A 26,338-nucleotide genomic window follows, 5' to 3' on the forward strand; every position below is an offset into this window, starting at 1 on the left:
AGAGGCCCATCCCCCCGATATGCCGTTGGCGCGCTTGAAAGATTTCCTGGAAGAGCGGCAGGTCGCCTGCTATCTGTCCGCAGTCGCGGCCGCAGCGCTTCTGGCCTGGTGCGTGCCGGCATCGACGCGACTGGCGCCCGCCATCGAACCGCTGCTGGGCTTCATGCTGTTCGTGACCTTTCTGCAGGTGCCGCTCACGGAACTGCGGCGCGCGGCCGGCAATCTGCGGTTTTTGGCCGCGCTGCTCACGGCGAACTTCATCGCCATCCCGCTGCTGGTCGCGGGCCTGCTGCCCTGGCTGCCGGGCGAACCGCTGGCCCGCGCCGGCATGCTGCTGGTGCTGCTCACGCCCTGCATAGACTACGTCGTGACCTTCGCCCACCTGGGCCGGGCCGACGCGCGCGCGCTGCTGGCCGCCACGCCGGCGCTGCTCGGCGCGCAGATGCTGCTGTTGCCTGTCTATCTGGGCGTGTTCCTGGACGGGCAGGGCGCGGCGCTGGTCCAGTGGGAACCATTCGTGCGCGCCTTCGTCTGGCTGATCGCGCTGCCGCTGGCGCTGGCCGCGGCCTGCCAGGCCGCCGCCGCCCGCAGCCGGCAGGCCGACGCCGCGGTGCGCCTGCTGGGCCTGTTGCCGGTTCCAGCCACGGCGCTGCTGCTCTTCGTGGTGGTCGCGGCGGTGGCGCCGCGGCTGGGGCTGGCGCGTGACGCGGTGGTCGCGGCCGTTCCGGTCTACGCGGCATACGCCGTGCTGGCGCCGGCCATCGGCTGGGGCATGGGGCGGCTGTGGCGCCTGCCCGCCGGCCAGGCCCGCGCCATCTCGTTCAGCGCTGCCACCCGCAACTCGCTGGTGGTGCTGCCGCTGGGCCTGGCGATCCCGGGCGCCGTGCCCGTGGTGCCGGCCGTCATCCTGGCGCAGACCCTGGTGGAGCTGCTATGCGAACTGCTCTACGTCCGGCTGCTGCCGCGCCTGGGCGCGGCATCGTCATAGCCGCCGCCCAGCGCGCGATGCAGCGCCACGTCGATCGCGAAGCGTCGGCTGTCCAGCGCCGCCACCGCCCGTTTCTGCGTGGCCAGGCGGTCCTCCACGATCAGCACCGACTGGAAATCGGCCGCGCCGCCGGCGTAGCGCGCGCGCGCCAGTTCCCAGGCGCGCTGCTGCATGTCCAGCGCCTCGCGCGCATGGCGGATCTGTTCGTCCAGCGAGCGGCCATTGAGCACGATGCCGGCGATCTCGTTGAGCGCCTGCGCCAGCGCCGCGTCGTAGTTGGCGACCGCGGCGTCGTAATCCGCGCGCGCCACGCCGTAGGCGGCGCGGCGCCGGCCGGCGTCGAATATCGGCAGGCTGAAGGCCGCGCCGACCGAGCCGTAGTCCGCGCCGGACCGGAACAGGTTGCCCACGCCCAGGGCCTGCAGGCCCAGCGCCGCGCTCAGGTTGATATTCGGATAGAAGTCCGCCTCGCGCGCGTCGATCCGGCTGGACAGCGACTCCACGCGCCAACGCGCCGCGGTCAGGTCGGGCCGCCTGCCCAGCAGGTCGGCCGGCAGGTTGGCGGGCAGCCCGGCGGCGCGCAGCACCGGTCTGCCCGGCCGCCGGATCTCCAGCGCGGCGTCGGGGCCCAGGCCCAGCAGCGCCACCAGGCGAAACCGCGCCAGCCCGATCTGTTCGTCCGACGCCGCCAATTCGGCCTGCACCGCGGGCGGGCCGGCCTGGGCCTGGCGCAGATCGGCCTCGGAATCGTAGCCCGCGCGATAACGCATCTGCACCAGGCGCTCGCTTTCCTGCCGGATGCGCAGCACTTCCTCCAGCATGTCGCGGTCGTTGTACAGGCGCAGCAGGTCCGCGTAGACCGTGGCCACGGCGGTCGACAGGCTCAGTTCGGCGGCAGCGCCTTCGGCCTGCGCCGCCGACAGTTCCGACACCGCGGCCGACAGCAGCGCGCGGTTCTTGCCCCAGAAATCGAATTCGTACGAAAACTCCAGCGCGGCGCGGGCGCTGTCGTTCCAGCCGCGCAGCGCATCGGCCACCGGCGCGCCGGTGGCGGTGCTGGGCTTGGCTTCGGCCACGCCGCCCGTCAGCCCCAGCTGCGGATACAGCGCGGCGCCGGCGCCTTGCACGCCGGCCTGCGCGCGCCGGATGCGGGCCTGCGCCACCGCCATGGACGGAGCCTGGGCCAGCGCCTGGCCGATCAGCCGGTCCAGCTGCGCATCGCCGTAGCCCGTCCACCATTGGCGCGCCGGCCAATCGGCCCGCGGCGCCGCCAGGCTGCGGTTGCTGGCCAGTTCGCGCGCGGCGGCCGGAACCGGCTTGTCGCCGAGGTCGGGCGGCGTCACGCAGGCCGACAGCAGCAAGGCCGCGGCGAGGCCCAGGGCAGGGGCGAAATGGCGGGTTTTCATGATTGCTCCTCGCTCGCGCAGGTGAAGGCCGGATAGAACAGGCGCAGCGGATTCCACGCGGCCTGCGCCCCGGGGCGGGAATCGATGGCGATGGTCGGCACGGCCGACATGCCCGCGCCCAGCCGCTCCAGCCCGGGCTGGCCGGAATCGAGCAGGATGCGCACGGTAAAGCGGCGCACGATCTTGGTGAAATTGCCGGTGGCGTTGTCCGGCGGAATCACGGCGAACTCCGAGCCGCTGGCGCCGGCCACGCTTTCTACGGTGGCGCAGTAGCGCGCGTCCGGAATCGCGTCCACGCGCACGCTGACCCGGTCGCCCGGACGGATGCGGGCCAGCTGGGTTTCTTTCAAATTGGCCTCGACCCACAGATCGCGGGTGGGCGCCACCGCCATCAGCCGCGTGCCGACGGCCACATATTCGCCGGGCCGCACGTTGCGACCCGCCACGCGGCCTTCGCGCGGCGCCGCGATGGTGGTGGCGGCCAGGTCGTTGCGGGCCTTCTCCAGCCTGGCCTCGGCGCTGTCGCGGCTGGCCAGCGCGGCCTCGCGCTGCGCCTGCAGCACGTTGAGCTGCTGGCGGGCGTAGTCGGCCTGCGCCTGGTTCTGGCTGAGCGCGGAGGCGGCCCTGATGTGTTCCGCGCTGGCCTGGTCGTACAGCGCGCGGCTGACGCCGCCTTGCTGCACCAGCGATTGCGCGCGCCGGAAATCCGCCTGCGAACGCTCGGCCTGCGCGCGGGCCGACGTCACGGTGGCCTGGGCGATGCGTATCTGGGTCGCCTGCAGCGTTTGCTGCGCGCCGATCTGCTCCAGCGTGGCGCGGGCCAGCGCCACGGCGGATTCCGCGTCGGCCACCGCCGCCTCGTAATCCCTGGGATCGATCTGCACCAGCCGCTGGCCGGCCTGCACCTTGCGGTTGTTCTCCGTATCCACGCTCTGGACATAGCCGCTGACCTTGGTGGCCACATAGGTCAGGTCGCCCTTGACGTAGGCGTTGTCGGTGCGCTCGTAAGGGGTGGCGCCGTGCCACAGCGCATAGGCGCCGTAGACCAGGCCGCCCAGCGCCAGCACGATGGCCGACGCCGCCAGGACGCGGTGGCTGGTGTGCAGGATGACCTGGCGCACGCTGGGAGCAGGGGAGGAAGTGGTTGCGGTACTCATGGAACAGCCTCTAGCGAAGTGCGATCTCAAACGGGGTTGGCGGACGGGACGGGAGCCGGCGGCGCGAGCGGACTGGGCAGCCGCGGCAGCGCCCATACCAGCACCGCGCCCAGCAGCAGCAGGCCGGCGGCCAGCAGGAAGGCGTCGCCGTAGCTCAGCGTGTAGGCCTGGCCCGCCACGCTGCGCGCCAGGCGGCTGACGGCCGCGGCCTGCGCGCCGCCCGGATCGGATACCCAGTCGGCCAGGCCGGAGGCCGTCTGCCGCAGCCGGGCGGCGGGTTCGCTGGCCAGCCAGCCCACGCTTTCGGTCAGCACGGCGGAGTGGTATTTTTCGCGCTCGTTGACCACGTGGCTGAACACGGCGATGCCGCTGACCAGCCCCAGCACGCGCGAGTAGTTGAAGATGATTCCGCAGGTCGCGCCGTCGGTCTTGCCGATGCCGTAGACCGCGAAGCGCAGCGTCGCCACGGAGAACAGGCCCTGGCCCAGCCCGGCCACCAGCAGCGCGGGCGCGAAATTCTGCGCCGTCCAGTCGGGACTGAGCGAGGCGCTCAGCACGCAGGCCAGCGCGAACAGGCCCAGGCTGGCGCTGAGCACCAGGCGCTGGTCCACGCGCGGCGCCAGCCAGAACGCGACGGGCAGGGCGGCCAGCGTGCCGGCCGACAGCGGCAGCAGCATGGAAGAGATCTGCTCCAGCCGGAAGCCGTGGATGCGCATCAGGTACTGCGGCGCGATCCAGACCGCGAACAGCGTGCCGAAGCGGAAAATGATCTGCAGCACGATGGCCCAGCTGAACGTGGACTTGCGGAATATCTCCAGGTGCAAAAGCGGCCGGTTGGCGCGCAGCAGGCTGGCCGCGCCCAGTCCCAGGCCCACCAGGCCCATCAGCAGGCAGGCGCTGATCCACCAGCTCTCGAACCAGAAATGCCGTTCGCCTTCCGAGATCGCGATGACCAGCGCGCTCAGGCTGGCCGACAGCAGCGCGTAGCTGGGGCAGTCCTTTACTTTCAGGTAGTGGATGTCGCCGCGATCCTGCGGCAGCGCGCGCCGCGCCAGCAGGTAGTAGCCCGCGCCCAGCGCGGCCTGGGCCCAGAACAGCATGCGCCAGCCGCCCAGCGCCACCAGCTCGGCCGCCAGCCATCCCGCCAGCCCGACCCCGAGCGAGGTGGCCGCGGCGAACGCCGCCAGCCCGCGCACCTGGGCGCGCCCCGGTGGCAGGCTGGTCATGACCAACAGGAACATCAGCACCGGCAGCATGCCGCCGAAGAATCCCTGCGCAAAGCGCATCACCAGCGCCCAGGCCAGTTGCGGCGACAGCGCCACGGCCGCCGACGCCAGCGCGAAGCCCAGGCCGGCCCAGCGCATGCTGCGGCCGCGTCCGAAGGCGGCGGCCGACGTCATCACGATGGGCAGGCAGAAGATCTGGCCGACGTTGTATATCGTCGTCAGCCACGCGGTCGCGTCCGCGCTGGCCGACAGGCCGCCGCCGATGTCGCCTTGCGCCAGGATCGCGGCCAGCGGAAAGGTGGAGCCTATCGCGGCGCCCAGCGCGGCGACGGCCAGCGCATAGAGGCGGCCCGGGAGGGGAGGAGGAGCGGCTGACATCGGATGGCCTATAAATACCGTTAGTATCGTTAGGCCAAAATATATACTCTCGGTATCGTTAAGACAATCCGATTTCGACGAGAATTACCTACATCCGTAGAACAGTCCGATGCGCGCATGGCGATATGCAGCCGCGCCGGACCGAGGGCGTTGCAACCAGGAGCAGCCGACGTGGAATCCAGAACCCAGAAGCGATCGCGCGTGTCGCACGGCGCCGTGCGCAGCGAGGAAACCCATCGCGCCATCATCGAGGCGGCCGCCGCCATCCTCGAGGAATCCGGCTACGCCGGCTTCACACTGGACGCCGTGGTCAAGCGGGCCGGCTCCAGCAAGCCTTCCATCTACCGCTGGTGGAAGAACAAGGCGGCGCTCATCGTCGAGGTCTACGAGCGCTCGGGCGAAGCCGGGCTGGCCACCTCGCGCCAAGGCGATCTGCGCGCTGAACTCACCGATTTCCTGGCCGCGCTGTGGCACTGGTGGAGCGGCACGCGCGCCGGCGAAGCGCTGCGCAGCATCGTCGCCGAAGCCCAGTCCGACCCGCAGACGCTGAGCCTGCTGCGCGATGAATTCGTCGACCGCCGCAAGAACAATCTGCGGGAGATTTTCCAGCGCGCCTGCGACCGCGGGGAAGTGCGCAACGGCCCCGAGATCGAGGCCGCGATTTCGCTCGCGATGGGCGCGAGCTGGCTGCACCTGCTGACCGGCACGCTGGGCGACACCGGTCTGTGCGAGGCCTATGCGGACATACTGATCCGCGGACTGGGCGCCGGCCCGGCCTAGCGCGCGCCCGACACGCCGACGTTGGCGCCCGACACGTAGCCGGCCGCCGGCGACAGCAGCCACATCACGGTGTCGGCGACCTCGACGGCGGTGCCGGGGCGCTGCATCGGCAATTGCGGCGCCATCTGCGCGAGCCGTTCGCGCGAGTGGATCTCCGTGTCGATGACGCCCGGCGCCACGGCGTTCACGCGTATCCCCTCGGCGGCCACCTCCTGCGCCAGCCCGAAGGTCAGCGCTTCCAGCGCGCGCTTGCTGGCCGCGTAATGCACGTTGCGCCCGGCCGCGCCCAGCCGCGCGGCCGCCGAGGACATGTTGACGATATTGCCGCCCTTGCCGCCATGGCGCGTCGACATCCGGCGTATGGCCTCGCCGCAGCACAGGAAGCTGCCCATGACGTTGAGCGCGAAAATCGCCTGCAGGTCCGGCGCCTCCAGCGCGTCCACGCGGCCGATGCGCCCGCTGGTGCCGGCGTTATTGACCAGCGCGGTCAGGCTGCCCAGCTCGCGGTCGGCCTGGCGGAACATGGCGGCGATCTGCGCGGCGTCGGCCACGTCGGCCTGCACCGTCAGCGCCTTGCGGCCGTGGCCGCGGACTTGCTCGGCCACCGCCTGCGCCTGTTCCTCATTGCTGCGATAGTTGATGCATACGTCATAGCCGTCGCGCGCGGCCCGCTCGCAGATCGCCGCGCCGATGCCGCGGCTGCCGCCGGTCACCAGAATGACGCCGCGCGGGGCGCTGTCCGTGGTCTGTTGCATGTCGTCTCCTCGGTCGTCGGTCAGCGCGCCTGCGCCAGTTCGGGGTTGTCCTGCGCCAGTTGCTTCCACGCGCGCACGTCGCCGGCCACGCGCGCGGCCAGCTGCGCGGGCGTGCTGGACTGTATGGTCAGGCCGTCCTCGGCCAGGCGTTCCAGCGAGGGATCGGCCAGCGCGGCCCGGGTGGCCTGCGCCAGCCGGTCTATCACCGCGGGCGGCGTGCCTCTGGGCGCGAACACGCCGTTCCAGCTCACCAGGTCCAGCGACGCCACGCCGGCCTCGGCAAAGGTGCGGACCTCGGGCAGGGCGGCGATGCGGTCCTTCGACAGCACGGCGATGGGCTTGAGCACGCCGTTGCGGATGAAAGGCAGCAGCACCGGCGGCTGCCCCATCACCAGATTGGTGCGTCCGCCTATGGTGTCGGTCACCGCGGGCGCGCCGCCCTTGTAGGGCACGTGCAGCAGTTCGATGCCGGCGCGCGCGCCCAGCACGTTGACGTAGAGCTGCAGCTGCGCCGACGCGATGCTGATGGCCCTGGGCTGGGCGCGGGCCGCCTGGATCAGTTCTTCGGGCGTGGAGAATTTCTGTTCCTTGTTGCTCGCGATCATCTGCGGAGAGGTCAGGATCAGGCTGACCGGCGCCAGCGCGGTAGTCGGGTCGATGGCGGGGAAGGGGCCGAAGGTCAGCGTCTGCGTCATCTGCCCCGTGCCGTACAGCAGGGTGTAGCCGTCGGGCTCGGCGTCGGCCACCAGCTTGTTGCCGATATTGGTGGAGGCGCCCGGCCGGTTTTCCACCACCACGGTCTGCTTCAGTTCGCGTCCCAGCAGGTCCGCGTACTGGCGGGCGACCAGATCGGTGGTGCCGCCCACCGCGTACGGCACGATCATGCGGATGGGCCGGGACGGATAGTCCGGCTGTGCGGCGGCGGCCGTCGCCGCATGGCCGGCAAAGCATACGGAAATGGCGCCAGCCAGCGCGCGCAGTCTGCTTCCCATGTCGTTCTCCTTAGACCGTGTTCAGGGCGTCCAGGGCAGGGGCGCCAGCGCCTGCGCATCGGTGACCACGTCGATCACGACCGGCAGGTCGCTGGCGCGCGCCTGCTCGAAGGCCGCGGCGAAATCGGCCGGACGGGTCACCCGTAAGCCCACCGCGCCCATGGCCTGCGCGATGGCCGCGAAGTCCATGGGCCGGTAGTGATAGATCTCTTCGCGCCTGCCGTCGGACCCTTCGTACGCGCTCAGGATCGAGCGCGTGCCCTGTGCCAGGCAATGGTTGTTGTTGACCACGGTGATGGTCTTCAGCCCCCAGCGCAGCGCCGTCTCCAGCTCCGGCATGTGGTACATGAAGCCGCCGTCGCCGGTGAAGCACACCACCGTCGCATCGGGCGCGGCGAACTTCGCGCCCAGCGAGGCCGGAAAGCCCCAGCCCAGCGAGCCGGCGGCGCGCAGGTAGCGCTGGCCTTCGTGGCGCAGCGCCACATAGGTGCCGCTCCACTGCGAGGAGTAGCCGGTGTCGGACACCAGGATCGCATCGGCCGGCAAGACCTCGCTCAGCTCGGCGCAAAGCCGTTCGGGGCGGATGGGCACGCTGTCGCTGGCCCGGGCCGGCGCGGCCGCCTCGTTCCATTCGCGCACGTAGCCCTGGACCCGGTCCACCCAGGCCGCGCGCTCGGCGGCAGGGCAGGCCTGCGTCAGCTGTTCCAGCACGCTGCGCGTATCGCCCGCCAGGCCCAGCGCGCCGGGATAGTTGCGGCCCAGCTGCGCCGGGTCGGCGTCGATCTGGATCACCGGCACGTCCTGCGCGGGCAGGGTCCAGTTGTGGCTGATGTGGTCGCCGATCACGCTGCCGGCGTAGATCACCAGATCGGCCGCGCCGACGATGCGGTTGGCGCAGGCGCGCGAATACGTGCCCGCGACGCCGCCGTTGAGCGGATGCGCCTCGGGCAGCACCGCCTTGGCGTCCAGCGACATCACCACCGGGATCGAGGCGTGCTCGGCATAGCGGCGCAAGGCCTGCTGCGCGCCCGATGTGCATACCCCGAGGTCGGCGACGATGACCGGCCGCTCGGCGCGCGCCACCATCGCGGCGGCCGCCTCGACCCGCCGCGCCTCCGCCTGCGCCCGGAAGCCGGGCAATGACGAAAACGGCCGCGCCGCGGCAGGATATCCATCCAGCACCGCCGCGCCGATCGCGTCGCCCGTGTGGCCGGCCACGTCGATATGCACCGGCCCCGGCCGGCCGGTCACGGCCTCCCGGAAGGCCTGGCGCAGGACGTGCGGCAATTGTTCGACGCCGTCGACCCGCATGCTGTGCTTGGCCGTGGACCGGAACATGGGCGCGTGCGGCAATTCCTGGTAGGCGTTGCGGTACTGCATGGCCGCGGGCTGCCTGCCGGTCAGCGCGACGATGGGCGTCTGCGCCAGGAACGCATCCTGCAGGCCCGCGCCCAGGTTCGCCGCGCCCACAGACTGGGCCATGCATACGGCGGGCCGGCCCGTGATCCGGGCGTAGCCGTCGGCCATGTAGGCCGCGGCGATTTCCGAGTGGGCCAGTATCCGCCGGATACCCAGCTTCTCCATTTCCACCAGCGCGCGGCGCAGGATGGCGTCCATGAAGAACACGTGTTCGACGCCATGCGCCTGGAGTATTTCCGCGATGACGCGGCCGCCGGTGAGGGGAGTGGACATGGGCTTTCCTCGTTTAGTGGATTTTGGATGGCGCTCACTGCGCCGGCGTCGTGCCGCGTGCTTCGGTTTCTCCCTCGGCGAAAGGCGTCTCGCCTATGCCTGAAACGCCGGCGTCCACCGCGAACAGGGCGCCGGCCAGCGGCTGCTCGCGCAGCGCCTGTTCCGACAGCCCCTGGGTGGCGGTGGTGACGAACAGCGTCTCCATGCGCGCGCCGCCGAAGGCGCACGAGGTCACGCCGGTCACCGGCAGCGTGATGACCCGGTCCTCGCGCCCCTGCGGCGTGTAGCGCACCACCTGGCCGGCATGGACGAGGGCGCTCCACAGGCAGCCCTCGGCGTCGACGGTGGCGCCGTCCGGGCGGCCCGGATGGCCGGCCAGGTCCACGAAGGTGCGCGGGTTGGCAGGCACGCCGTCGTCGGGATCGAAGTCGTAGACCAGGATGCGCCGCGCCGGCGTATCGGCGAAGTACATCTTCTTGCCGTCCGGGCTCCAGGCCAGCGAATTCGGTATCGTGATGCCGGACACGTGGCCCGCCGCCCGGCCGTCGCCGCGCACGCTGTAGAGCGTGCCCGTCGGGAGCCGGTCGCCGTCGTTCATGCTGCCGACCCAGAACCGTCCCTGCCTGTCGCACTTGCCGTCGTTCAGCCGATTGCCCGGCAGTTGCGGCTCGGGATCGAACCAGGCCTGCAGCGCACCGCTGTCCGGGTCCATGAAGTACAGGCCGGACTTCAGCGCCAGCAGCAGCCGGCCGCGACCGGTTTCGCAAAAACTGCCTACCGGCTCGGGCAAGGGCAGGGCGCGCACCCGGCCCGTGTCCGGCGCCCAGCAGTACAGCGCCGGCTTGCGCACGTCGATCCAGTACAGGACCCGGCGCGATGGCGACCACAGCGGGACTTCTCCCAGCCGGTCGCCGCTTTCCACGACGACATGCACGGCGCTCATTTTTTTCCTTCGAGATCGGCGGCAAGCTCTTGCCACAGGGTTTGCTGGCTGCGTATGTAGGCGGCGAAGTCCTGCGAGTCCAGGAACGCGGGCTGCGCGTCCGCGGCCCGCAACGCGGCCTGCACCGCCGGTTTCGACACGACTTTCCCGACGCTGTCGGAAAGCCGGCGTATCACTTCCGGCGGCGTGCCCGCCGGCGCATGCAGGCCGAACCAGGAAGTCACCACCGCTTTGGGATAGCCTTGCTCGGCCATGGTGGGAATATCGGGCGTGCTCGGCCCGCGCGTCTCGCCGAAGGTCGCCAGGCCCTTCAGCTTGCCCGCCTGGATCAGCGAGGTCACATTGGCCGCGGCCAGCACCGCCATGGACACGCGGCCGCTGACCAGGTCCGGGATGATGGGCGGGGCGCCCTTGTACTGGACGGAATCCACCTTGATGCCGGCCTGCGCGAGAAACAGCTCGGCCGCCATGCGCTGCGTCGATCCGGCGCCCGGGCTGGCGTACTGCAGGGGCGGATCGGTCTGCCCGCGCGCATGGGCCACATAGCCCGCAAGGTCCCGGTACGGCGCGCTGGCCGGCACCGCCAGCAGGTTGTCGGTGAGCGCGAAACGCGCCACCGGGACCAGGCTGTCGGGCTGCCAGCGCCTGCCGGTCTCGATGTACTGGTTGATGGCGAACCACGGACCGCTGACCAGCAGCGTGTAGCCGTCGGGCCTGGCCCGCGCCACCCATTCCGCCCCGATGTTGGAATTCGCGCCGGGCCTGGATTCGGCGATGAAGGGCTGCCCCAGGTTTGCCGCCAGTTCGTTCAGCACGATGCGCGCGACCACGTCGGCGGCGCCGCCGGCCGGATAGGCGATCACGACCGTGACCGGCCGCTCGGGCCAGGCCGGTGCGGCGAGACCCGAACCCGGCAATACCTGCAACGCCGCCAGGGCGAGGCCGGCGAACATCTGTTTGATACTCACCATCACCTGTCTCCTCGATTGGGGCCGCCGCGCCTCTGCCGGGCGCGTTGCATGCCGTGCCGCTACTTCATGCCGGGCTCCGCTGGAGTGGCCAGTTTTTCTTCCAGCAGGCGCAGCGCCACGTCCTTGGACGCCGCCATGATGCGATGCGCGGCCGCCTCGGCCGCCAGCGGCTCGCGCGCCAGCAGGGCGCGGGCCAACTCGCGCCAGTACTGGTTGGCTTCCTGGCGCCCCGCATAAGAGGAAATGCCCATGTAGCAGTAGTGCCAGAGCATCTTCTGCCGCAGGTTCTCGATGAACGCGCGCGTGTACCGGTTCTGGATCTGCGCGTACATCTGCGAACTGATGGCGTTGGTCATTTCCTTGTATTCGCGCTCGTCGCAGCCGGCGTCGGTCTGCCGGATCAGCGCGTCGATATCGCCGTCGATCCGCTCGAGCAGGGCCGGCTCGCCATGGACGGCCACGTGCCTGACGCACAGGCCGAACATGTCGGCGCGGGCCTCGAAGAGATCCCTGACCTCGTCATAGGTGGGCTCGACGATGCGCACGCCGCGCCACGGCAGGATCTCGATCAGGCCGTCGCGCTCCAGCACCCGGAAGGCTTCGCGCAACGGCGCGCGGCTGGTGCCCATCTTGAGCGCCAGCTCCTGCTCCTTGAGCCGCTGGCCGGGCAGGTAGACGCCCTTCAGGATGTCCTCGGTCAGCCGGCTGACGATCTGGTCGGGAAGGGAAAGAAACTGTACCTGGCCCACGTTCACTGCTCCATGTTGGCCTGCGCGCGCTGCTGGCGCCGCGCATATGACGGCCCGAACTCCCGCGTCGTCCCGAACACCTCGGGCAGCGGACGGCTGTTCTCCAGCGTCAGCCACAGGCGGTAAAGATGGCGGCGGCGCTGCGGATCGTCGTAATCCACGTATTTGGTGCGCGCGTGCAGGATCGAATAGTTGTTGCCGATCTGGATATCGCCGGGCTGCATGCTGAACGAGAGCTGCAGGGCGGGGTCCGCGCACAGGCGGTCGAATATGTCCAGCGCCTCAACCTGCTCGGGCGTCAGGCGCGGCACGTCCTCGAAGCGCTGGGCGGTCACGATGTAGCGGCGCTTGTACAGCACGTTCAGATAACCCATGTGCTCGGTGAAAACCGGCACCACCTGGACTTTCTTCTCGTTCAGGTTCTGCGCGCGCGAATCGAAATAAAAGGGCTGCTGCAGCACCGCCGCCAAATCGGGGCGCTCCTGCAGGATGGCGTTGAACAGGGCGCCCGCGCTGACCAGTTTGCTGACGCCGCCTTCCTTGGCGGTGCGCAGGCACAGCAGCATGAAGACGTCGCCGCCGTCGTTATGGAATTTCAGCTCGTCGTCGGTTTCATAACCGCGCGCGGTATCGCTGTTGGCGATGGTCTTGCCGGTATTGGTCACGCTGTGCAGCAGGCTGCCCGAACGGTCCTGCGGCTCGGGCGTGCCCAGGTACTGGGCCAGCCCCCAGATCACGAGTTTGCAGGCTTCCGGGTCCAGGCTGGCGGGGTCCAGCCCGCGCAGCACGGTGAAGCCGCGTCCGCCTTCCAGTTCCCCGCGGATGCGCTCGAAGCGCCGCGCCAGCCGGTCCAGCGGAAATTCATCCCGGCCGATCTCGAACAGGGGAGTGCCGCGGCTTTGGCAATGGCGCACCGCGGCCATGATCTCCGCCAGCTCCGCTTCCGTGAGGCGCTGGCACCAGTCTTCCTGGCCGCCGAATTCCTCGCTTCTCCAAACGCTGGGTCCTTCCAGTTTCGTCAGACGCATTTCAGCTCTCCCGGATCTCTGGAAAAATTTGTACTGTTGTTGCATTGTCGACAATCCGACAATCAAGTGTTATCCAGAGAAACCCTAGGAAAGCGCGAATCGCGAAGAAAAGCCGCCGGCTAATACACGGCGTCAATATTTCCGTTCGATATTGTTTCGATATACATATAAGGTTGCATCGTTAAAACCGCCAATATCGCGGCCGGGTGTGATTATCCGGCGCGCTGAAGCGCATACCCGGCGGCTGTGACGCGCGCATTACTATTAATCCAACAAACCCTTCCGAACGCCACCGAGATTTCGCTTTTCGGATAGCGTATTTGCGCGATACGCATTATCTTCTCTACTCGCACGGAAAATACCGCGCTGCGGCAAGCGCCGCTTTCGCACCGCTGCCTGCACGCCATTAAAAGGCGTTTTCTTTCCGGGTTTTCCCTTGCGGGTTTTCCCGGCGATAACAAGAAATAAAAACAGCATTACCGCACCATGCGTGGCATTCGGCTTTGACTTACCAGGATGGAGAAGCAAGTGAAGCAAGGGCTGAAGATCGGTTTGGCAATGGCTGCGATTCTCGGTGCTGCGGCCGCGTTCGGCGCGTATCTGGCGGGCTCCGCGGACGCCTCCGCGCCCCAGGCGCCGGTGGTCAAGCTGGGCGACGGCAAGAACGGTCCGGCCGGCATGGCATGGATACCGGGCAACGCATTCCTCATGGGCAACGACCACAAGATGTCGCAGCCCAACGAACGTCCCGCGCACAAGGTCCGCGTCAGCGGTTTCTGGATGGACGTCAACGACGTGACCAACGCGCAATTCCGGCGTTTCGTCGAAGCCACCGGCTACGTCACCACGGCGGAAAGAAAACCCCGCTGGGAAGACCTGCAGCCGCAGTTGCCCGCCGGCACGCCGCGTCCGCCGGAGAGCGCGCTGGTGCCCGGCGCCATGGTGTTCGTCGGCACCGAAACCGAGGTGTCGCTGCGCGATTATTCGCGCTGGTGGCGTTTCGTGCCGGGCGCCAACTGGCGCCATCCGCAAGGCCCCAACAGCAATATCGACGGCAAGGACGACCATCCCGTGGTCCAGGTGTCGTACGAGGACGCGCAGGCCTACGCCAAGTGGGCCGGCAAGCGCCTGCCCACCGAGGCCGAATGGGAGTACGCCGCCCGCGGCGGCCTGGAGCAGGCCACCTATAGCTGGGGCAACGAATTGCTGCCGCAGGGGCAGGCCATGGCCAACATCTGGGACACCCGGCAGGCGCAGCCGTTCCCGGTGGTGAAGGACGAAAAAGTGCAGGTCGGCACGACGCCGGTGGGCAGCTACACGCCCAATGGCTACGGCCTCTACGACATGGCCGGCAACGTCTGGCAGTGGACGGCCGACTGGTACCGCGCCGACGCCTTCCAGATCCAGTCGCAGTTCCGCCAGCCCCCCAAGGACCCGGCCGGCCCGTCCGACAGCTTCGATCCGGACGACGGCATCGTGCCGCCCTCGGCGCCCAAGCGCGTGACGCGCGGCGGCTCCTTCCTGTGCAGCGACACCTATTGCATCAGCTACCGCGCCAGCGCGCGGCGCGGCACCGATCCGCTCAATCCCATGTCGCACCTCGGCTTCCGGACCGTCATGACGCCGGAGCAATGGAAAACGGCCCAGGCCAGACAGGCAAGCGTCGCAAGCCGCTGAGCAACGCGTTTCAGTTTTGATGTCTACGGGGGAGGGGCATGGCGAACCGCGACGGCATTCTCGCGCTCGAAAAAGCAGTGTCCGGCTCGGTGCTGGGCCAGGAGCGGGTGATCCGCGAAATCATTATCGCGCTGCTGGCCGACGGCCACGTGTTGCTCGAAAGCCTGCCGGGCCTGGCCAAGACGCGCACCGTCAAGACGCTGGCCGCGCACCTGGCGGCGGACATGAGCCGCATCCAGTTCACGCCGGACCTGCTGCCGTCGGACATCACCGGCGCCGACGTGCTGCAGCAGGATGCCGAAGGGCGCAACCGGGTGACGTTCCAGCAAGGACCGCTGTTCGGCAACCTGATCCTGGCCGATGAGGTCAACCGCGCGCCCGCCAAGGTGCAGTCGGCCTTGCTGGAAGCGATGGAGGAACGCCAGATCACGGTGGGCGGCGTGACGCGCGCCATGCCCGAGCTGTTCATGGTGCTGGCCACGCAGAACCCCATAGAGCAGGAAGGCACCTATCCCTTGCCGGAGGCGCAGATGGACCGCTTCCTGATGAAGATCTGCTTCGGCTATCCCGCGGCGGCCGACGAGGTGGCGATGCTGGCGCTGTTGCGCCAGCCGTCCGATTCCCATGCGGGCACCGACAGGCTGTCGCAGGAAGACCTGTTCGCCTGCCGCGCCGAAGCGGCGGCGGTGCACGTGGCCGCCGCGGTCGACCGCTATATCGTGGACCTGGTCAACGCCACGCGCAGCCCGGCCGACACGGAGCTGGCGCGCTGGATACAGGTCGGCGCCAGCCCGCGCGGCGCCATCGCGCTGGACCGGGCCGCGCGCGTGCACGCCTGGCTGGCCGGCGCCGATTTCAGCTCGCCGGACGACGTGCGCGAAGTCGCCCATCCGATCCTGCGCCATCGCCTGCATCTGTCCTACGACGCCGTCGCCGACGGCGTGACCGCCGACGCGGTGATCGACCGGCTGCTCGACAGCGTCGCGGTGCCCGCCTGAGGATGGCCCATGCAGCCGCATCCCGTGCATCCTCCGCTGGCCGAGCTGGTCGCCCTCGAAGGCGCCGTGGCGGGGCTGTCGTTCCTGGCGCGCCAGCCGCTGAGCAGCGTGCTGGCCGGCCTGCATAGCTCGCGGCTGCGCGGACGGGGCCTGGATTTCGCGGAATTGCGCCGCTATGTGGCCGGCGACGACCTGCGCCAGCTGGACCTGCGGGCCTCGCTGCGCTATGGCAAGCCCTACGTGCGCGCCTATACCGAGGAACGCGATCGGCCCACGCTGGTGCTGGCGGACCAGCGCATGAACATGTATTTCGGTTCGGTGCGGGCCTTCAAGTGCGCGGTGGGCGCAAGACTGTCCGCCGCGGCCGCGTGGATGGCGCTGCGCGCCGGCGACCGGGTCGGCGGCATCGTGTTCGACGACGAGGGCCAGCGCGGCGTCAAGCCGCTGCGCAGCCGCGACCGCGTGCGCGGTTTCCTGGCGGAGATCGTGCGCGCCAATCGCGGCCTGTCGGCCGAACGCCCCGGGCCGCCGCGCCCCGAAGGCCTGAACGCCGCGCTGCGCGCGGCCCTGGCCCAGGCGCCGCACGACTGCCTGGTCTGCATCGTTAGCGATTTCGCGGGCGCAGACGACGAGACGCTGCGCCGCCTGCGGCAACTGGCCGCCCACAACGACGTGATCGCGGTGCTGGTGTTCGACCCCATGGCGCAGAACATTCCGCGGCGCGGCCGCCTGCTGGTGACCCAGGGCGAATTGCAGCTGGAGATCGCGGTGGGGCGGCAGCGCGAACGCCAGCCGCTGGCGGATTTCTTCAGCGGCCGGCTGCGCGAAGTGGCCGACCTGCTGCGGCGCAGCCGCGTGCCGCTGCTGACCATAGACACGGCGCAGGACGAGCTGATGCAGCTGCGCCGCGAACTGGGCCGCCTGCGGCCGGGGGGAGGGCGGACATGAGCGCCGCGCCGCCCGGCCTGGACCAATTGCGCGAGCTGCCGCTGCCGCCGCCGGTTTCCTACTGGCCGCAGACCTGGGGCTGGGCCGCGGTGGCCCTGGCCGCCGCCGCCGCGGCCATCTGGTTTGGCGCGCGCGCCTGGCGCCGGCATCGCGACAACCGCTACCGGCGCGAGGCGCTGGCCGAACTCGGACGCCTGGAAACCGCGGCCGCCGCCGATCCGCTGGCGCTGCGCCGCCTGCCGGATCTGCTCAAGCGCACCGCGCTGGCCGCAAGTCCGGGCGACGACGCGCTGCCGTCGCTGGCCGGCCCGGCCTGGCTGGCCTGGATGGGGCGCTGCGGCCCGGCCATGCCCTACGACGGCGCGCGCCTGCTGGCGACGCTGGCCTATGCGCCCGACGCGGCGGTGCGCGGACTCGATCCGGCGGCGCTGCGCGCGCTGCTGGCCGCCAGCCGCCTGTGGATGGAAAAGCACCGGACGGAGCACGGCCATGTGGCGGCTTGAATACCTCTGGCTGCTGGCCGCCGCGCCGCTGGCATGGCTGGCCTACCGCTATCTGCCTCCCTACGTGCAGGCGCGCAGCGCCTTGCGCACGCCGTTCTTCGACGCCATGGCGCGGCTTACCGGCAAATCGCCGTCGCGCCCGGGCGTCCAGGCCGGCCGCGGCCAGCTGTGGCTCAACGTCGCGGTCTGGCTGCTGGTGCTGCTGGCGCTGGCGCGTCCGCAATGGGTGGAGCCGCCGCTGACCCATACGGAACCGGTGCGCGACATCCTGCTGGCCGTGGACATTTCCCAGTCCATGGACAGCGCCGACTTCCGCGATGCGCAGGGCCGGCCGGCGACGCGCTGGCAGGCCGTCAAGGCGGTGGTGGCCGACTTCATCGCCAAGCGCAAGAACGACAGGCTGGGCCTGATCGTGTTCGGCACCGGCGCCTATCCGCAGGCCTCGCTGACGCGCGACCACGCCACGCTGCAGCTGCTGCTGGACCAGACCGCCGTCGGCATGGCGGGGCCGAACACCGCCATCGGCGACGCGATCGGGCTGGGCATCCGCATGCTGGACGCGGCCGACGAGCGCGACAAGGTGATGATCCTGCTGACCGACGGCAACGACACCGGCAGCGCCGTGCCGCCGCCGCGCGCGGCCGAGCTGGCCGCCGCGCACCACATCACCGTGCACACCATCGGCATCGGCGATCCCAGGGCCAGCGGCGAGGACCGCGTGGATTTCGGCGCGCTGCAGGCGATCGCGCGCGCCACCGGCGGCAGCTTTTTCCAGGCCGCCGACCTGGCCGCGCTGCAGGCGGTGTACGACACACTCGACCGTCTCACGCCGCAGGAGGTCAAGACGCTGCGCCACCAGCCCACGCGCGAATACTTCTGGGTGCCGCTGCTGGCGGCCATCGGCCTGCTGGCGCTATGGCACGTGGCGGGCGCTTTGCGCGGCTGGCTCGGCGCCCGCGGGGACGCGGGCCGGGAAAAGCGCAGGGAGGACGCATGGACCTGAGCGCCTTCCATTTCCTGCGGCCGTGGTTCCTGCTGGGCGTGGCGCTGGCGGCCGCGCTGTGGTGGGCCGGGCGCGCCGGCCAGGCCGGCATCGGCCGCGGCCACGGCATCGCCCCGCTTCTGCTGCCTTACCTGACCGTGCGCGTGGCCGGCGCGCGCGGTCCGCGTCCGCTCGATCTGCTGGCGCTGTTCCTGGCGCTGGCGTCGGTGGCCGCCGCCGGGCCGGCATGGCAGCGCGACGAGCCCGGCTTCCTCGACAACACGGCGCCGCTGGTGGTCGCGGTGGACCTGTCGGCCTCGATGGACGCGACCGACGTGCCGCCGTCGCGGCTGGAGGCCGCCAAGCAGACCGTGCGCGACCTGGCGGCGCGCCGCGCCGGGGCCAAGACCGGGCTGATCGCCTACGCGGGCAGCAGCCACCTGGTGCTGCCGCCCACCGATGACCGCGACCTGCTGGACCTGTTCGTACAGGCTCTGTCCACCGGACTGATCCAGAGCGAAGGGCGCGACGTGGCCGGCGCCATCGACCAGGCGGCGCAAGTGCTGGCGGCCGAGCGCGCAGGCGGGACGCTGCTGCTGATGACCGACGGCGCCGCGCCCGCGGACGCGGTGCGCCAGCGCGCCCAGGCCGCCGCCAACCTGCAGGTATTGATCATGGCCGTTGGCCGCAGCCAGCCGCAGGGCGGCATCGACGAGGCGGCGCTGCGCGATATGGCCCGCGCCGCCGGCGCGCCGCTGGGCAGCCTGACGGCCAGCGCCGACGACCTGGACTGGATCACGCTGCACGCGCAGCAGCACTTCGAAGCGGTGCAGGACGCGCTTTCCGGACCGCCGCACTGGAAGGACGCCGGCTACTGGCTGTGCTGGCCCCTGGCGCTGCTGGCGCTGGTCGCGGTCCGGCGCGGCTGGCGCGTGAGCTGGCAGGCTTGCCTGGTGGCGGGCGTGCTGGCGCTGGGCGCGCCGCCCGATACGCGCGCCGGCGGCCTGGCCGACGCTTTCCTGACGCCCGACCAGCAGGGCCGGCTCGCATTCGAACGCGGCGATTACCAGGCGGCCGCCGCCCACTACACCGACCCCTACTGGAAGGGACGCGCGGCCTACGCCGCCGGCGACTACGCCGCCGCGCTGAAGGCGTTTTCGCAACTGACCAGCGCCGACGCCTATTTCTACGTGGGCAACACCCAGGTCCGGCTGCGGCGCTACGACGCCGCGCTCGCCGCCTATGACCGCGCGCTGGCGCTCAAGCCCGGCTGGGAGCCGGCCGTGGTCAATCGCGGCATCGTGACGCGGCTGCTGGCGGCCATGAGCCAGGAGCAGCAGGGCGAACAGGCCGAACCGCCGGACCAGACCATCGCCGACCGCAGCGCCAAGGCCGGCCAGCTCGCCACGGTGCAGGTGCAGCAGGCCGCCTCGGCGGAAGTGTGGCTGCGCAATCTGACCCTGTCGCCGGCGCGCTTTTTGCGCGGCAAGTTCGCGGCCCAGGACGCGGGGGTGCGGCCATGATGCGCGCATTGACCCGCTGGCTGCTGTTGCTGCTGCTGATCCTGGCCGCGCCCGCCCGGGCCCAGGACACGCCGCAGCTGTACGTCACGGCGCGCGCGCCCGCGCAGGCGCAGACCGGCGCCACGCTGCAGCTGCAACTGGACGTGATGACCACGACCTGGTTCACCCAGCCGCCGCAACTGCCCACGCTGGAAGTGAACGGCCTGATGGTGACGCCGCCTTCCGGCCAGGCCGAACTGATCCGCGACACCCGCGACGGCGTGCCGCTGAACGGCCTGCGCTACACCTTCCTGCTGAGCGCGGCCGCGCCCGGCACGATCGCCATCCCCGCGCTGAGCGTGAGCGCGCAGCTCGGCCCCTCGGGCGCGGCCGCGACGGCCGCCAGCGCGCCCCTGCAGATCGAGTTCGCCGGGCAGGCGCAGCCCGGTGAAGTCGCGGGCGCACTCACCGTCACCCAGGACTACACGCTCGCCCCCGACCCGCTGGTGCAGGGCGGACGCATCACGCGCAGCATCACCCAGCGCGCCGACGGCGTGCAGGCCATGCTGCTGCAGCCCGCGCCGCTGGACGAGGTGCCGAACTTCAAGCGCTATCCGCGCGAACCCGAGGTCACGACGCTGACCGACGGACGCGGCCGCTTCAAGGGCGGCCAGCGCATCGACCGGGCCGATTACGTGGCCCGGGAGCCTGGCCATTACGCCTTGCCGCCCATCACGCTGCACTGGACCGATGGCGCCAGCGGCGAACCCCGCGCGCAGACGCTGCCCGGCCGCGAAGTCGAAGTGGCCGCCGCGCCTGCGGCCGCGGTGCCGTTCTCGCTGGCCGACGACCTGGCGCAGCTGCGCCATGGCCTGCGCTGGGCGCTGCCCGCCGGCGCCATGCAGGCGCTGCTGGCCGCGGCCGTCGCCGCGCTGGCGCTGTGGCTGGGCTGGCCCTGGTGGCGCCGGCTCGCGCGCGCGCTGCGGGCCGGCCTGCGACGCGCGCAGGCGCGCTGGCGCGCCAGCGAACCCTATTACTGGCGCGCCTGGCGGCGCGAGGCGCGCGGCGCCGAGCCGGGCCTGAGCGCGTGCTATCGCTGGCTGCGGCGCATCCGCGGCGCCGTCGGGCTGCGCGGCGCGCTGGCGCGGATGTCGCCGGCCGATCGCAGCCTGGCGGAAAACGCGCTGCGCCAGGCGTATGGCGCAGGCGCCGGGCATGCCGGCTGGCGCGGGCAGCTCGCCTCCGCCAGCCGCGGCTGGCGCAAGGCCTGGCGCCGCCGCGCCCCGGACCGCCACGCCTTGCCGGCGGAACTGAATTCCGTACAACCGCGACGAGCAACACGCATGGGGAGACAATGATGCGGCGTATCGATCCACTTCAAAGCCTGCGGCGCCTGACCGCCTGGACCTGGCTGCTGGCGCTGGGCCTGCTGGCCGGCTGCGCGGCCACCGAACCGCAATCGCGGCCGCAGGCTGCGCTGCCGTCCTGGAACGACGGGCCTTCGCGCAGCGCCATCGTCGAGTTCGTGCAGGCCGTGGCCACGCCCGGCAGCCCCGACTTCGTCGCGCCGGACGAGCGCATCGCCGTGTTCGACAACGACGGCACGCTGTGGAGCGAGCAGCCCATGTATTTCGAGCTGCAATTCTCGCTGGACCGGGTGCAGGCCCTGGCGCCATCCCATCCCGAATGGCGCAGCCGCCAGCCGTTCAAGGCCGTGCTGGAGGGCGACCGCGCCGCGCTGGCCAAGAGCGGCCAACGCGGCATGCTGGAGATCGTGGCCGCGACCCACGGCGGCATGACCACGGCCGATTTCACCCAGAGCGTGCAGGACTGGCTCAAGACCGCGCGCCATCCGCGCACCGGCCTGCCGTACACCAGCATGACCTACGCCCCCATGCGCGAACTGCTGGACTATCTGCGCGCGCACGATTTCAAGACCTACATCGTTTCCGGCGGCGAGGTCGAATTCATGCGGCCATGGACGCAGGCCGCCTACGGCATCCCGCCCGAACAGGTGATCGGCAGCAGCGTGACCACGGTCTACCAGCTGGACCAGGGCCAGCCGCGGCTGATGCGCCAGGCCAAGCTGGCGTTCAACGACGACGGCCCCGGCAAGCCGGTGGCGATCCAGCACGGCATCGGGCGCCGCCCGATCCTGGCCTTCGGCAACTCCGACGGCGACCTGCAGATGCTGCAGTGGACCATGGCCGGCCCCGGCAGGCGCTTCGCCGGGCTGGTTCATCACACCGACGCCAAGCGCGAATGGGCCTATGACCGGCAGTCGAGCTTCGGCCGCCTGGACAAGGCGCTGGACGAGGCCCGCGCCCGCGGCTGGACGGTCGTCGACATGCAGCAGGAGTGGAAGCAGGTCTACGGCTTCGAGAAGCCTTGATCTTTTTGTTGACCCAGGGGCCCGAGCACGGGCAAGGAGAGCGGTAATGAAAGCAACACGATGGTTGGGAGCGGCGCTCATCGCCGCAGGAGGGCTGGCGATGGCCGGGGCGGCGCATGCCCAGGGCGCGCAGGCCAAGGGCCAGGATTCCGGCAAGAAGCCGAACATACTCGTCATCTTCGGCGACGACATCGGCCAGACGAACATCAGCGCCTACTCCAGGGGCGTGGTCGGCTACACCACGCCGAACATCGACCGGATCGCCAAGGAAGGGCTGATCTTCACCGACTACTACGCCGAAAACAGCTGCACGGCGGGGCGGTCGACCTTCATCACCGGGCAGGTGCCGCGCCGCACCGGCCTGTCCAAGGTCGGCATGCCCGGCGTGCCGGTCGGCCTGCAGGACCGCGACATCACCATCGCCCAGGCGCTGAAGTCGCACGGCTACGTGACCGCGCAGTTCGGCAAGAACCACCTCGGCGACCGTGACGAGTACCTGCCCACCAAGCACGGCTTCGACGAATTCTTCGGCAACCTGTATCACCTGAACGCCGAGGAAGAACCGGAGCGTCCGTACTGGCCCAAGGGCGCCGACGATTCGTTCGTGAAGAACTTCACGCCGCGCGGCGTGATCAAGGCTTCGGCCGACGGCAAGGTGGAAGACACCGGGGCGCTGACGAAAAAGCGCATGGAAACCATCGACGACGAGACGGTCGGCGCGGCGCTCGACTACCTCGACAAGCACGGCAAGGGCGACAAGCCGTTCTTCGTGTGGATGAACACCACGCGCATGCACGTCTACACCCACATCCGCGACGCGCACCGCGGCAAGAGCGGCATGCCGGGCAACGACTACGCCGACGGCATGTGGGAGCATGACCAGGACGTGGGCAAGCTGCTCAAGAAGCTCGACGACCTGGGCATCGCCGACAACACCATCGTGATCTACACCACCGACAACGGTCCCAACCAGTTCAGTTGGCCGGACGCGGCGACCACGCCGTTCCGCAACGAAAAGAACTCCAACTGGGAAGGCGCATACCGCGTGCCGGCGATGGTGCGCTGGCCGGGCCATATCCCGGCGGGCGAGGTCAAGACGGGCATCGTGTCGGGCCTGGACTGGTTCCCCACGCTGCTGGCCGCGGTGGGCGACACGGACGTCAAGCAACGTCTGCTCAAGGGCTGGACGCCGAACGGCGCGAGCAAGAGCTACAAGGTCCACCTGGACGGCTACAACCAGCTCGACTACCTGACCGGCAAGGACCCGGAAAGCGCGCGTAACGACTTCTATTACTTCAACGACGACGGCATGCTGGTGGCCATGCGCTACCAGAACTGGAAGGCCGTGTTCTGCGAACAGCAGGCGCCCGGCGGCTTCGATGTCTGGAAGGATCCGTTCGTGTGCCTGCGCGTGCCCAAGCTTTTCAACCTGCGCATGGACCCGTATGAACGCGCCGACGTGGTCTCGAACCAGTACTACGACTGGCTGGTGAAGAACGACTATCTGGTGCTGATGGCCTCGATGAAGGCTGCGCAGTTCCTGCAGACGTTCATCGAGTATCCGCCCAGCCAGCGCCCGGCCACCTTCAGCGTGGACCAGGTGCAGGCCGAAGTGGACCGCGCGATCGAAAAGCAGTTCGAAGAAGCCGCCAAGAAGCAAGGCAAGTAGGGCAGGGCGGCGGCGGGTCCGGACACCTTCGGCCCGCCGCCTGACTGCGTAAACCCGGGATAGCAGGACTTTATGAATTCAGCGCTGCGAGAAATGCCGGCTCCGGCCACGGCCGACGCGCGTGCCGGCGCCGCCGGCGGCCTGTGGGCCGCGGCCGGCCTGCTGGCGCTTTCCGGCACGGCCGCATTGATATTCCAGATCGTGTGGATCAAGCAGCTGTCGCTGATCGTGGGCGTGGAAGTCCACGCCATCGCGATCGCCGTCAGCGGCTTTTTCTTCGGCCTGGCCGTGGGCAGCGCCTGGCTGGGCCGGCTGGCCGACCGCAGCTTGCGGCCCATGCGCCTGTACGCCGGCATCGAGCTCTGCGTGGCTTTTCTGGCCCTGGCGGTGACCTGGGCGCTGGCCCGCGGCGCGCTGCCGTTCGCGCGCGCGGAACAGGCCATGCCGTGGCTGGCCTGGCTGGCGATACTGGCGCTGGTGGCCGTGCCGCCAATGCTGATGGGCGGAACCCTGCCGGTATTGCTGCGGGCCTGCGGCGCCGGCCAGGTCGGACGGGCCGGCGGCGTGCTGTACGCCGCCAACACCGCTGGCGCCATCGCCGGTGCCTTGCTGCCGGCCTTCGTGCTGATCCCGGCCTACGGCGTATTCGGCACGGCCTGCGCGGCGGCGGGCCTGAATCTCGCCGCCGCGGGCGGCGCCTGGGCGCTGCAACGCCGCGCCCAGGCAGCCCCGGTCCGCGAGCAGGCGGCAAGCCCGGCCGCGCAGCCGGAAGGCGCATGGCTGGCCATCGGCCTGTATAGCGCCGCCGGCGCGGTCGCGATGGGCTACGAAGTGCTGTGGTCGCAGATGGTGGTTCCTTTCATGAGCACGCGGGCGTTCGCTTTCTCCGTGGTGCTTGCGGTCTATCTTGGCGGGCTGGCCCTGGGCGCGGCGCTGTACGCGCGCTGGGAGCACCGCCTGCGCGACCCGTGGCGCGTATTCGCGCTCCTGATCGCCGGCGCCGGGGTGGCCGCGCTGGTGGCCATGGCGCTGCTGGGCCCCTGGCTGATCCAGGCACAGACGCTGGCCGAGGCCGCAGTGCGGCGCTGGAGCGACAGCGGACTGGCCGGCATGAGCGCGCGCTTCGCCGTGGTGGCCGCGGTGGTGGTGCTGGCGCCGACGCTGCTGTTGGGCGCGGCGTTTCCCGCCGTGCTGCGCATCGCGGTGCCGCCCGCCCGGCGCGGGCAGGGCGCGGGGCTGGTGCTGGCCGGCAATACGCTGGGCGGGATCGCCGGCACGCTGCTGGTCGCTTTCGTGCTGCTGCCGCGCCTGGGCGCCGCGCGCGGCCTGGCGCTGCTGGCCGCGATCGCCTGCGCCATCGGCATTGCGGCGGCCTGGCGCGCGCGCGCGCCGATGACGCGTGCCGTGGCGGCGGCGCTGCTGGGCGCCGTACTGATCGTGGGCTGGGCGCTGCCGGCCGATCACCTGGCGCGGCTGCTGCCGGGCGCCAAGGACAGCACGCTGGTGTTCTACGAGGAAAGCCATGGCGGCACCGTCGCCGTCGTGGAGCGCGGCGCGGGCGAGAAACGCTTCCGCCGGCTCTACATCCAGGGCGTGTCCAATTCCGGCGACGCCATGCCGTCGCTGCGCTACATGCGGCTGCAGGCGCTGCTGCCGCTGATCGTCCATGCCGGCGAGCCGCGCTCGGCCCTGGTGATCGGCTATGGCACCGGCATCACCGCCGGCGCCTTGTCGCGCTATCCCGGCCTGGACCGCCGCGTGGTCGCCGAACTGCTGCCCGGCGTGCTGCGCGCGGGGTCTTTGTTCAAGGGCAGCTACGACGCCGCCGCCGACCCGGCCCTGGAACGCCGCCTGCGCGACGGCCGGCGCGAGCTGCTGACCCGCGACGACCACTACGACCTGATCACCCTGGAACCGCCGCCGCCCTCGGCCGCCGGCGTGGTCAATCTCTATTCGCGCGACTTCTACCAACTGGCGGCGTCGCGCCTGAATCCCAAGGGCGTGGTCGCGCAATGGCTGCCGCTGCCCACGCAGAACCTGGACGACACGCGCGCCCTGGTGGCCAGCTTCATCGCGGTGTTTCCGCACGCCACGCTCTGGACCACCGAAATGCACGAGATGCTGCTGGTGGGCTCCATGCAGCCCATGCCGCTGGACGCCGGCCGCATCGCCGCGCGCATGGCCCAGCCGCAATTGCGCCAGGCCCTGGCGGAAGTGGGCGTGGGCTCGCCGGCGGCGCTGCTGGCCACCTGGGTGACCGACAGGGAAGGGCTGGCGCGCTTCGCCGGCGATGCGGCGCCCGTGACCGACGACCGTCCGGCCATCGAGTACGCCCCCTGGGTCCGGCCGCGCGAAGTCGTGCGCACGTTGCCGGCCCTGCTGGCGCTGCGCAGCGACCCGCCGCTGGGGCCGCACGCCCAATCGCTGACCCAGGAGATAGAGAGCGAGCGCGGCGCGCTGGACCTGTTCTATCGCAGCGCGCTGGCCGCCTACCGCGGCGACCTGGCCGAATGGAGCGAGAGCGCGGCGGCTCTGGCCCGCTTGGCGCAGGCCAATCCCTATCTGCGCTGGTTCATGGCGGGCGCCGATACGAGATGATGCG

The 26,338-nt window shown here is 70.4% G+C and carries 23 protein-coding genes; 12 read left to right on the top strand and 11 right to left on the bottom strand.

Going from position 1 to position 26,338, the window contains the following annotated elements; all coding sequences use genetic code 11:
* Window positions 1–19: 19 nt before the first annotated feature.
* On the top strand, window positions 20–988 hold the full coding sequence (locus tag AC1M14_RS13685) for an arsenic resistance protein (RefSeq protein WP_479729809.1): 969 nt from the start codon (window positions 20–22) through the stop codon (window positions 986–988).
* On the opposite strand, the gene AC1M14_RS13690 is transcribed toward AC1M14_RS13685, so the two are convergent.
* From AC1M14_RS13690 to AC1M14_RS13700, 3 genes are read right to left on the bottom strand one after another with little or no spacing between them, the layout of a single operon-like run.
* A complete protein-coding gene (locus AC1M14_RS13690; protein ID WP_479729810.1) occupies window positions 946–2,394 on the bottom strand; it encodes an efflux transporter outer membrane subunit in 1,449 nt (482 codons plus the stop codon). The two genes, AC1M14_RS13685 and AC1M14_RS13690, sit on opposite strands and share 43 nt — an antisense overlap.
* Window positions 2,391–3,551 (bottom strand): HlyD family secretion protein, encoded by a 1,161-nt coding sequence (locus tag AC1M14_RS13695; protein ID WP_181390869.1) that lies wholly within the window; start codon window positions 3,549–3,551, stop codon window positions 2,391–2,393. Before AC1M14_RS13695 ends, AC1M14_RS13690 begins: the two co-directional genes overlap by 4 nt.
* Window positions 3,552–3,577: 26 nt before the next feature.
* The gene (locus tag AC1M14_RS13700) at window positions 3,578–5,155 is read right to left on the bottom strand and encodes an MFS transporter (RefSeq protein ID WP_479729811.1); all 1,578 of its coding nucleotides are present in this window, start codon (window positions 5,153–5,155) and stop codon (window positions 3,578–3,580) included.
* Window positions 5,156–5,326: 171 nt separating this feature from the next.
* Here AC1M14_RS13700 and AC1M14_RS13705 point away from each other — a divergent pair, with 171 nt between their 5' ends.
* Window positions 5,327–5,935: a TetR/AcrR family transcriptional regulator gene (locus AC1M14_RS13705; RefSeq protein WP_209165360.1), complete on the top strand. Its 609-nt coding sequence runs from the start codon at window positions 5,327–5,329 to the stop codon at window positions 5,933–5,935.
* Here the strand turns inward: AC1M14_RS13705 and AC1M14_RS13710 are convergent.
* The 8 genes from AC1M14_RS13710 to AC1M14_RS13745 all read right to left on the bottom strand — a co-directional run bounded on the left by AC1M14_RS13710 (window position 5,932) and on the right by AC1M14_RS13745 (window position 13,602).
* Window positions 5,932–6,690 (bottom strand): SDR family oxidoreductase, encoded by a 759-nt coding sequence (locus AC1M14_RS13710; RefSeq protein ID WP_209165359.1) that lies wholly within the window; start codon window positions 6,688–6,690, stop codon window positions 5,932–5,934. The two genes, AC1M14_RS13705 and AC1M14_RS13710, sit on opposite strands and share 4 nt — an antisense overlap.
* A 20-nt stretch (window positions 6,691–6,710) precedes the next feature.
* Window positions 6,711–7,682, bottom strand: a complete 972-nt coding sequence (locus tag AC1M14_RS13715; RefSeq protein ID WP_479729812.1) for a Bug family tripartite tricarboxylate transporter substrate binding protein — start codon at window positions 7,680–7,682, stop codon at window positions 6,711–6,713.
* Window positions 7,683–7,703: 21 nt separating this feature from the next.
* A complete protein-coding gene (locus AC1M14_RS13720) occupies window positions 7,704–9,374 on the bottom strand; it encodes a thiamine pyrophosphate-binding protein (protein ID WP_479729813.1) in 1,671 nt (556 codons plus the stop codon).
* A 34-nt stretch (window positions 9,375–9,408) separates the two neighbouring features.
* The gene (locus AC1M14_RS13725; RefSeq protein ID WP_209165356.1) at window positions 9,409–10,317 is read right to left on the bottom strand and encodes an SMP-30/gluconolactonase/LRE family protein; all 909 of its coding nucleotides are present in this window, start codon (window positions 10,315–10,317) and stop codon (window positions 9,409–9,411) included.
* Window positions 10,314–11,288, bottom strand: coding sequence for a Bug family tripartite tricarboxylate transporter substrate binding protein (locus tag AC1M14_RS13730; RefSeq protein WP_102771143.1), 975 nt, complete (start codon window positions 11,286–11,288; stop codon window positions 10,314–10,316). The genes AC1M14_RS13725 and AC1M14_RS13730 overlap by 4 nt, the downstream gene beginning before the upstream one ends.
* A 59-nt stretch (window positions 11,289–11,347) precedes the next feature.
* Window positions 11,348–12,037, bottom strand: a complete 690-nt coding sequence (locus tag AC1M14_RS13735; RefSeq protein ID WP_479729814.1) for a GntR family transcriptional regulator — start codon at window positions 12,035–12,037, stop codon at window positions 11,348–11,350.
* A gap of 2 nt (window positions 12,038–12,039) precedes the next feature.
* Window positions 12,040–13,065 (bottom strand): TauD/TfdA family dioxygenase, encoded by a 1,026-nt coding sequence (locus AC1M14_RS13740; RefSeq protein WP_479729815.1) that lies wholly within the window; start codon window positions 13,063–13,065, stop codon window positions 12,040–12,042.
* A 264-nt stretch (window positions 13,066–13,329) separates the two neighbouring features.
* Window positions 13,330–13,602, bottom strand: a complete 273-nt coding sequence (locus AC1M14_RS13745; protein WP_479731842.1) for a hypothetical protein — start codon at window positions 13,600–13,602, stop codon at window positions 13,330–13,332.
* On the opposite strand from AC1M14_RS13745, the gene AC1M14_RS13750 reads away from it, so the two are divergent.
* The 10 genes from AC1M14_RS13750 to AC1M14_RS13795 all read left to right on the top strand — a co-directional run bounded on the left by AC1M14_RS13750 (window position 13,594) and on the right by AC1M14_RS13795 (window position 26,334).
* Entirely contained in the window at window positions 13,594–14,742 is a 1,149-nt protein-coding gene (locus tag AC1M14_RS13750) for a formylglycine-generating enzyme family protein (RefSeq protein ID WP_102771821.1), read from the top strand. The two genes, AC1M14_RS13745 and AC1M14_RS13750, sit on opposite strands and share 9 nt — an antisense overlap.
* Before the next feature lie 38 nt (window positions 14,743–14,780).
* Window positions 14,781–15,740, top strand: coding sequence for an AAA family ATPase (locus AC1M14_RS13755; protein ID WP_479729816.1), 960 nt, complete (start codon window positions 14,781–14,783; stop codon window positions 15,738–15,740).
* Window positions 15,741–15,749: 9 nt separating this feature from the next.
* Window positions 15,750–16,688 (top strand): DUF58 domain-containing protein, encoded by a 939-nt coding sequence (locus AC1M14_RS13760; protein WP_102771139.1) that lies wholly within the window; start codon window positions 15,750–15,752, stop codon window positions 16,686–16,688.
* Window positions 16,685–17,191 carry a DUF4381 domain-containing protein gene (locus tag AC1M14_RS13765; protein ID WP_479729817.1) on the top strand — a complete coding sequence of 169 codons (507 nt, stop codon included), beginning with the start codon at window positions 16,685–16,687 and terminating at the stop codon, window positions 17,189–17,191. The genes AC1M14_RS13760 and AC1M14_RS13765 overlap by 4 nt, the downstream gene beginning before the upstream one ends.
* Complete coding sequence (locus AC1M14_RS13770; protein WP_102771137.1) at window positions 17,178–18,194, top strand: VWA domain-containing protein; 1,017 nt, start codon at window positions 17,178–17,180, stop codon at window positions 18,192–18,194. The genes AC1M14_RS13765 and AC1M14_RS13770 overlap by 14 nt, the downstream gene beginning before the upstream one ends.
* A complete protein-coding gene (locus tag AC1M14_RS13775; protein WP_479729818.1) occupies window positions 18,185–19,696 on the top strand; it encodes a vWA domain-containing protein in 1,512 nt (503 codons plus the stop codon). Before AC1M14_RS13770 ends, AC1M14_RS13775 begins: the two co-directional genes overlap by 10 nt.
* Entirely contained in the window at window positions 19,693–21,033 is a 1,341-nt protein-coding gene (locus AC1M14_RS13780) for a hypothetical protein (RefSeq protein WP_246842376.1), read from the top strand. The genes AC1M14_RS13775 and AC1M14_RS13780 overlap by 4 nt, the downstream gene beginning before the upstream one ends.
* A complete protein-coding gene (locus AC1M14_RS13785) occupies window positions 21,033–22,067 on the top strand; it encodes an HAD family hydrolase (RefSeq protein ID WP_479729819.1) in 1,035 nt (344 codons plus the stop codon). Before AC1M14_RS13780 ends, AC1M14_RS13785 begins: the two co-directional genes overlap by 1 nt.
* Before the next feature lie 46 nt (window positions 22,068–22,113).
* Complete coding sequence (locus tag AC1M14_RS13790; protein WP_102771134.1) at window positions 22,114–23,736, top strand: arylsulfatase; 1,623 nt, start codon at window positions 22,114–22,116, stop codon at window positions 23,734–23,736.
* A gap of 72 nt (window positions 23,737–23,808) precedes the next feature.
* Complete coding sequence (locus AC1M14_RS13795; protein ID WP_479729820.1) at window positions 23,809–26,334, top strand: spermidine synthase; 2,526 nt, start codon at window positions 23,809–23,811, stop codon at window positions 26,332–26,334.
* Window positions 26,335–26,338: the final 4 nt, after the last annotated feature.

The organism is Achromobacter sp. SX5 (assembly GCF_056711425.1).

What these genes read in the sequence shown, in the direction of transcription:
- AC1M14_RS13725 (WP_209165356.1), bottom strand. Translation starts at nt 10,317, where the DNA reads ATGAGCGCCGTGCATGTCGTCGTGGAAAGCGGCGACCGGCTGGGAGAA.
- AC1M14_RS13780 (WP_246842376.1), top strand. Translation starts at nt 19,693, where the DNA reads ATGATGCGCGCATTGACCCGCTGGCTGCTGTTGCTGCTGCTGATCCTG.
- AC1M14_RS13715 (WP_479729812.1), bottom strand. Translation starts at nt 7,682, where the DNA reads ATGGGAAGCAGACTGCGCGCGCTGGCTGGCGCCATTTCCGTATGCTTT.
- AC1M14_RS13730 (WP_102771143.1), bottom strand. Translation starts at nt 11,288, where the DNA reads ATGGTGAGTATCAAACAGATGTTCGCCGGCCTCGCCCTGGCGGCGTTG.
- AC1M14_RS13700 (WP_479729811.1), bottom strand. Translation starts at nt 5,155, where the DNA reads ATGTCAGCCGCTCCTCCTCCCCTCCCGGGCCGCCTCTATGCGCTGGCC.
- AC1M14_RS13795 (WP_479729820.1), top strand. Translation starts at nt 23,809, where the DNA reads ATGAATTCAGCGCTGCGAGAAATGCCGGCTCCGGCCACGGCCGACGCG.
- AC1M14_RS13765 (WP_479729817.1), top strand. Translation starts at nt 16,685, where the DNA reads ATGAGCGCCGCGCCGCCCGGCCTGGACCAATTGCGCGAGCTGCCGCTG.
- AC1M14_RS13755 (WP_479729816.1), top strand. Translation starts at nt 14,781, where the DNA reads ATGGCGAACCGCGACGGCATTCTCGCGCTCGAAAAAGCAGTGTCCGGC.
- AC1M14_RS13685 (WP_479729809.1), top strand. Translation starts at nt 20, where the DNA reads ATGCCGTTGGCGCGCTTGAAAGATTTCCTGGAAGAGCGGCAGGTCGCC.
- AC1M14_RS13695 (WP_181390869.1), bottom strand. Translation starts at nt 3,551, where the DNA reads ATGAGTACCGCAACCACTTCCTCCCCTGCTCCCAGCGTGCGCCAGGTC.
- AC1M14_RS13770 (WP_102771137.1), top strand. Translation starts at nt 17,178, where the DNA reads ATGTGGCGGCTTGAATACCTCTGGCTGCTGGCCGCCGCGCCGCTGGCA.
- AC1M14_RS13690 (WP_479729810.1), bottom strand. Translation starts at nt 2,394, where the DNA reads ATGAAAACCCGCCATTTCGCCCCTGCCCTGGGCCTCGCCGCGGCCTTG.
- AC1M14_RS13720 (WP_479729813.1), bottom strand. Translation starts at nt 9,374, where the DNA reads ATGTCCACTCCCCTCACCGGCGGCCGCGTCATCGCGGAAATACTCCAG.
- AC1M14_RS13710 (WP_209165359.1), bottom strand. Translation starts at nt 6,690, where the DNA reads ATGCAACAGACCACGGACAGCGCCCCGCGCGGCGTCATTCTGGTGACC.
- AC1M14_RS13775 (WP_479729818.1), top strand. Translation starts at nt 18,185, where the DNA reads ATGGACCTGAGCGCCTTCCATTTCCTGCGGCCGTGGTTCCTGCTGGGC.
- AC1M14_RS13790 (WP_102771134.1), top strand. Translation starts at nt 22,114, where the DNA reads ATGAAAGCAACACGATGGTTGGGAGCGGCGCTCATCGCCGCAGGAGGG.
- AC1M14_RS13785 (WP_479729819.1), top strand. Translation starts at nt 21,033, where the DNA reads ATGCGGCGTATCGATCCACTTCAAAGCCTGCGGCGCCTGACCGCCTGG.
- AC1M14_RS13760 (WP_102771139.1), top strand. Translation starts at nt 15,750, where the DNA reads ATGCAGCCGCATCCCGTGCATCCTCCGCTGGCCGAGCTGGTCGCCCTC.
- AC1M14_RS13740 (WP_479729815.1), bottom strand. Translation starts at nt 13,065, where the DNA reads ATGCGTCTGACGAAACTGGAAGGACCCAGCGTTTGGAGAAGCGAGGAA.